The sequence below is a fragment of the Endozoicomonas sp. SESOKO4 genome (genome assembly GCF_024606275.1).
The window spans coordinates 1-6,241 of record NZ_JAHHPS010000034.1 but is presented as its reverse complement, the minus strand read 5'-3'; the positions used below and the strand labels follow the sequence as shown (position 1 = coordinate 6,241).

The following is a 6,241-nucleotide window of genomic DNA, read 5'->3' as shown; positions in this document are numbered from 1 at the left end:
TATCTACCTGACACAGTCGTTTATTGGAATAGTTTCTCTTAACTTCTGAGAGTACTCCTATTTCCAGACCCCAGTCGCTGGGAATCCGGATGTCATTGAAAACACTGGTTCGCATGGAAAATTCACCGGCCAGGGGATAACGGAAACTGTCGAGGTATTCCAGGTATTCCATAGGGCCGAGAATTTTCTTCAGGGCACGCAGGAGTGGCGTTACCAGCAAACGGCTGACCCTGCCATTGAGTTTGTTGTCAGCTACTCTTGCGTAATAGCCCTTGCAAAAATCATAGCTAAACGCAGGATTGGCTACCGGGTAGAGCAGTCTGGCCAGCAGATCTCTCTGGTAGGTCACGATGTCACAGTCGTGCAGGGCTACGGCTTCTGATTTGGCTGAAGCCAGCACATAGCCATAGCAGTACCAGACGTTTCTTCCTTTTCCAGCCTCTTTAGGGGCTAACCCTTTACTTTCAAGCAGACGGTCAATGTCACGAAGTCTGGGACCATCCTGCCATAGAATACGGTGGTGTTGATTCAGCTGGGCAAAAAAGTCTCTTGAATAGGTATATTCTTTTTCGCTGGCCCTATCCAGGCCAATGACAATCTCGGAAAGATAAGGAACCTGACTGAGTTCCTGTACAATATTTTTCAGGGCTGGCCCCTGCAACTCGGAGAACAGCGAAGGTAAGACCAGAGACATAGGGCGCTGTCGAGAAAAGGCCTGCAGCTCCTGCTCCATATCCTCAACCGAACGTACTCTTAAATTATGGAAATTGGTGATAGTGCCATTCTGGTAAAAATCGCCCATAAATCGTTTCCCTTCTTCTCGTTATCGCTTTTGCACCTTGATCATACTCTGCAGCTGAGCTCAGACTTCTTGTAAAGAGCTGTCTTGTAAAGAGCTGTCTTGTTCGGAGCAGACCGGCTGATGACCTTCTTGAACAGAGTTCAGAGAAACTATTCCAATAAACGACTGTGTCAGGTAGATATTGCTGATGTGTATGATCATAAACATCAGCCTCTCTCAGAAGAAGATCGTAATTCCGGTCTTTCCAAAATGAGCCACGATATCATCAAGGCCGTCTTCAGAAAGTTGGCGACCAATGGGGTTCAGTTCAATACTGAAACCTTCCGCACGATCAAAGCAACTTATTACCGGGTAGCACTGGATTTCATTGAGTCTTATTACGATGATGCGATGATGAATGGCCTGCACGTCGATCGTGATTCAGAAGAGCGAGCAGTGGAGCTCTTTGCCAGAAATATCATGGCGGCTGGGCAACACTTTCTGGAAAATCCGATGGAAAGACCCTTTATTCCCAGCTGGAACCGGGTGATGTCTGCCGTCCCTGATATTTTGGAGCGCCTCTACGATGCAGTAGAAGAAGACAATGCCTGATTAAAGTACACAGCCAGTTTCACACCGTTCCTTATTCAGCTTTTCATGTATTGACCTTCCAGTTACTGGATGGTTTAAGTTGAAAAGCTGAACCATAACCTCTTGAATCTTATGTCCATCCTACACCTGAACCTGAAACACAGGCAGAACATTGGTATGACAATGATTGCCCTGCTAATGTTTTTGCTGTTGCAGGTTTGCCTGATGGAGTCGTCACAGGCTATGGTTACAGATCACTCAGACATGTCCATGATGATGTCAGCCGATGTTGTCGGCATGGCTGACGATTTGTCCGCGGATCATGACTGTTGTACTCCTTCCCCGGCAGAACATCTGCAGAAAGCGAATCAGGTCTGTCCAGACTGCGACTCTGAGGATCACTATATCCCGTTTTCTCACCCGGACAGTAAGCCGACTTTTACCCTTCTCTATATTGTTGCAGAGTTGATCTTGCTGGACTCTGAACCGTTGCAGGACTGGATTTCTGCGCCCCCATCTTCGGTATACCGCTCCCAACCTGAGATCTATCTGGCCAATGTCTCTTTTTTGGAATAGCTATTATTAAACATCGTCGTTTAATAAGTTGAATTTTTGAAAAAATACGAAAGTAGGGGAGTGAGACAATGAAAAAGCTGAAAGCCCTGTTCCTGGGAACTGCTGTTTTAATGTCGTCTATACTGGCCAAGGCGGAGGAGTCATTGCCGACAGTCATGCTCTACAAAACCCCAGCCTGTGGCTGCTGCACAGAGTGGGCAAAACATATGGAAGAAAATGGCTTTAAGGTCATGTCCCATGATGTGCCGGGCACAGCCACCTATCGTGCCAAGGCCGGAATTCCGAAAGGAATGGAGTCTTGCCACACAGCCTTTATCGGTGATTATGCCTTTGAAGGTCATGTCCCGGCTGCGGACATCAAGCGCTTGCTGACTGAAAAGCCTGATGGTGTGAACGGTCTGACTGTTCCGGGTATGCCTATGGGGTCGCCAGGCATGGAGTACGGAGACCGCAAAGATCCTTATAAGGTGATCGGTTTCAGTAGTGATGGAAAGATGAGTGTATTTGCCACTCATTAATCATGGCACGATCCAAAGAAGCTCTTTCATGAGCTTCTTTAGGAGCGAGTTTCAGCTCTCCTTTCAACTGCTATTCTCAACTCTCAAACAAAAAACCAGACAGGACAAGTAGTATGAGCCTTGAGGCAAGAGTCACGGTATTGGAAGAACATCGGGAGCAATCGGACAAGGTGCTCGCTGGCATGGAAGGCAAAATCTCCCTGCTTCTGAGGAAACAGGAGGGGATGCAGAAAGAGATGGACGGCCGCTTTAGTGGCATGCAGAAAGAGATGGACAGCCGCTTTAATGGCATGCAGAAAGAGATGGACAGTCGCTTCAGTAAGCAAGATCAGGTGCTTGCCGGCATGAATCAGGTACTTGCTGGCATGAATCAAGTGCTTACTGGCTTTGAAGGCACAGTGGCCTTGGTTCTGAAGGAACAAGAATGGATGAAGGAGGAATTAGCTGACCATAGCAGGCGTTTTGACAAAGTTGAAGAGCTGCTGATCCAGATCGTCAACAACCTTGCCAGCAAGTAAGTAGCCTCTCGTTCCCACTCTCTTCGTGGGAACTCCCGCCTGCCATTGTCCTGGTCGTGCTTTTATGCCCTGTGGGTACCAGGCGCTTCTGTGAGATCGGTGCAAACTGAACATAAAACACCGACATTCTCATGACTTCAACTCCGATAGCTTTATGCACCATCTATATCAGGATTCGTTTCTTTTCCCTTGATCAATCGATCAATGATAGGGCAATCCGGCAGATCATCCCCATGACAGCATTGGGTGAGCTGTTGCAGGCTGTCACGAATCACCTGCAGTTGGCTGATCTTAGCCTCAACATCGACCATTTTTTTCAGAGCCAGTGATTTTACATCAGCACTTTTACGATGGTTGTCGTTGTACAGATCCAGAAGGTCCGAGCACTCTTTCAGAGTAAAGCCCAGCTCTCTGGCGTGACTGATAAAAGACAGTTCTCGTAAATGGGATTCATTATAATTACGGTAACCGTTATCGAGACGGTGGGCCGGTGAGATCAGCTTCAGACTTTCATAGTAGCGAATGGTTTTGGCGGTCAGCCCGGTGGCCTGTGCTGCTTTGGAAATATTCATGGTTCAGACCTCCCTGGCAGTTGGCTTGAACCGTCTCAGACGGTTGGCGTTACTGACGACTGTGACGGATGACAGAGCCATGGCTGCTCCTGCAACGACAGGGTTAAGCAACATCCCTGTGAAAGGGTAAAACACTCCGGCAGCAATCGGGATGCCAAGAGAGTTATAAACAAAGGCGCCGAACAGGTTCTGTTTAATGTTTCCGAGGGTTGCCCTGGAGAGCTCGACGGCATCGGCCAGTCCATGGAGTGAAGAGCGAATCAGGGTGATATCTGCCGATTCAATGGCAACATCAGTACCCGTGCCAATGGCAAAGCCAACGTCAGCGCGGGCAAGGGCCGGGGCGTCGTTTATGCCGTCACCTGTCATACCGACCCTGTGTCCTTGATCCTGCAACTCTCTGATATACCTTTCCTTGTCTTCAGGCATGGCTTCGGCCCTGAAATCATCAATGCCTACCTGTTGTGCGACGGCTGCGGCAGTCAGTGTGTTATCACCCGTCAGCATTATGACCTTGATGCCCAGCTTATGCAGTCTGTCGATAGCTGCTTTGGAGTCTTTTTTTACCGGGTCGGCGACCGCTATCAGTCCCGCCAGTTGGTTATCAACAGCCAGAAAAATGGGGGTTTTACCCTGATTAGCCAATGACTCTGATGTTGAGGTCAGAAGCATGACATCAATGCCATTGGCAGCCATGAGATTTTCATTACCCAGCAGTACCGACTTTTTTTGAACACGCCCGGTCACCCCTTGTCCGGTTACCGCATGAAAATCGGATACGGGTGAAAGTGACAACGATTTTTGTTTGGCAGAATTAACAATAGCGTCAGCCAGAGGGTGTTCCGATGCACTCTCAATACTGGCGGCTATCTGCAGAATTCTGTTCTTTTCTTCTTCGGTGTCCGCTGTAATGCAGATCTGTTCGATCACCTTGGGAACGCCTTCGGTGATGGTGCCTGTTTTATCCACCACTATGGTTGTCAATTGACTGGCCTGCTGCAAAGAGTCTCCTTTGCGAATCAGCATTCCAAGCTCAGCTGCCTTGCCGACACCGGCCATGACCGACATGGGAGTAGCCAGACCCAGGGCACAGGGGCAGGCGATAATCAGAACCGTGGTGGCTACCACCAGCGCGTGAGCCAATGTCGGCGCGGGTCCAAAAAAGAACCAGACCGAAGCTGCCAGAAGAGCAATAACCATCACAACAGGTACAAATATGGATGATATCTGATCAGCCATCCGGGCAATGGGCATCTTTGAACTTTGGGCTTTTTTTACCAGGGCAATGATATGGGCCAGAGCGGTTTCGCTGCCAACCTTTTCTGCCTTGAATAGCAAACTGCCATTTTTATTCAAGGTGCCTGCTGATACTTCGTCGTCGGGTGTTTTTTTCACAGCCAATGGTTCGCCTGTGAGCATGGATTCATCCACCAGACTGGTGCCTTCAGTTACGATGCCGTCTACAGCAATTTTCTCGCCGGGTCTGACCCTGAGGATGTCGCCTTTTAAAACCTGATCCGCGGGAATATCTATTTCCTGTCCATTGCGTACGACTCTGGCCGTTTTGACTTGAAGCCCAAGTAGTCTTTTTATTGCCTGACTGGTTTTTCCTTTCGCTCTTAACTCCAGGGCATGGCCCAGATTGATAAGACCAATGATCATGGCACTGGCTTCAAAGTAACCATGGCGAGCGGCAAACGGTAGTAGGTGAGGAAACAACACGACAACCATGGAGTAAAGCCAGGCAATGCCTGTACCTACGGCAATCAGGGTATCCATATTGGTGTTGCCGTGTTTCAAGGCTTTCCACATGCCGGTAAAGTAATGGTTACCGGAGAACACCAGAATAAAAAGAGTGGCAAGGCCGACAATCCCCCAGGCAAGTTGCTGAAAGGGCGTGTTTACGCTCATTTCCCCCGTGACGACACCCCATAACATCAGAGGAATGCCCAGACCCAGAGCAATGGCGGTATGTTTTAGCAGGTGCCGATACTGTTTTTTGTCTTCCTGTTCCTGCCTAAGTTGAATATCGCTGTCAGGTGTCAGCAAGGTACCCGGATACCCGGCACTTTCCAACGCCTTCAGAATGACACCAGCTTCAGGCCTACCCTGAACAGAGCAGATTTTATCGGCCAGATTGACCGACGCGCTCTCAACGCCCGGAACCTCCAGAAGAGCCGACTCAATTTTGCTGACGCAGGAGGCACAGTGAATCGTTGGTATAGAGAATTGTCGTTCAGAGTCGCCAGGCATCACTTCGGCTTCGAATCCAGCGTTTTTCAAGGCTGAAATCAGGGAGGAAGGTTCGGCACTGCCTTCGACCATGGCCGTTTTGTCTACAAAGTTAACACTGGCTGTATTCACACCAGCCACACCTTTCAGAGACTTTTCAATTTTGCCGACACAACCGGCACAGTTGACTCCGGACAGGGCCAGCTGAATCTGTAGAGATTTCATGATGTTACTCCACGAGATTGATTTTGAGGGAAACTGTACACAGGATAACCCTTACCCTGACTGGAAGGTAAAGGATTGTTTGGGAATGTAGAGGGGCTTATCAGTCAATGACCATTCTGGCAATATCACCAAGCTCCATGCCACTCCGGGCGAAGAAGTGCTTGAGACGTTTTCGCCTGGAGTCGATCTCGGTACCGTGCCCCATAGTTCGGGCAATACGGGACAGGT

6 protein-coding genes and 1 pseudogene are annotated in these 6,241 nt (G+C 49.1%); 4 read left to right on the top strand and 3 right to left on the bottom strand.

Annotated elements, in window-relative coordinates:
* The coding region (locus tag KDK16_RS00535; RefSeq protein ID WP_257274223.1) for a glycosyl transferase at positions 1–802 on the bottom strand (802 nt) is incomplete at its 3' end.
* Between the two features lie 129 nt (positions 803–931).
* Here KDK16_RS00535 and KDK16_RS00530 point away from each other — a divergent pair.
* The 4 genes and pseudogenes from KDK16_RS00530 to KDK16_RS00515 all read left to right on the top strand — a co-directional run.
* Positions 932–1,393: pseudogene (locus tag KDK16_RS00530) on the top strand (glycosyl transferase); the annotation flags it as partial.
* Positions 1,394–1,549: 156 nt separating this feature from the next.
* On the top strand, positions 1,550–1,948 hold the full coding sequence (locus tag KDK16_RS00525; protein WP_257274222.1) for a hypothetical protein: 399 nt from the start codon (positions 1,550–1,552) through the stop codon (positions 1,946–1,948).
* 68 nt (positions 1,949–2,016) lie between these two features.
* Positions 2,017–2,466 carry a DUF411 domain-containing protein gene (locus tag KDK16_RS00520; protein WP_257252474.1) on the top strand — a complete coding sequence of 150 codons (450 nt, stop codon included), beginning with the start codon at positions 2,017–2,019 and terminating at the stop codon, positions 2,464–2,466.
* Positions 2,467–2,579: 113 nt separating this feature from the next.
* Complete coding sequence (locus KDK16_RS00515; RefSeq protein ID WP_257252476.1) at positions 2,580–2,984, top strand: hypothetical protein; 405 nt, start codon at positions 2,580–2,582, stop codon at positions 2,982–2,984.
* A gap of 152 nt (positions 2,985–3,136) precedes the next feature.
* Here KDK16_RS00515 and cueR read toward each other — a convergent pair whose 3' ends face one another.
* Entirely contained in the window at positions 3,137–3,556 is a 420-nt protein-coding gene (cueR, locus tag KDK16_RS00510) for a Cu(I)-responsive transcriptional regulator (RefSeq protein ID WP_257252478.1), read from the bottom strand.
* Between the two features lie 3 nt (positions 3,557–3,559).
* On the bottom strand, positions 3,560–6,013 hold the full coding sequence (locus KDK16_RS00505) for a heavy metal translocating P-type ATPase (RefSeq protein WP_257274221.1): 2,454 nt from the start codon (positions 6,011–6,013) through the stop codon (positions 3,560–3,562).
* Positions 6,014–6,241 lie beyond the last annotated feature (228 nt).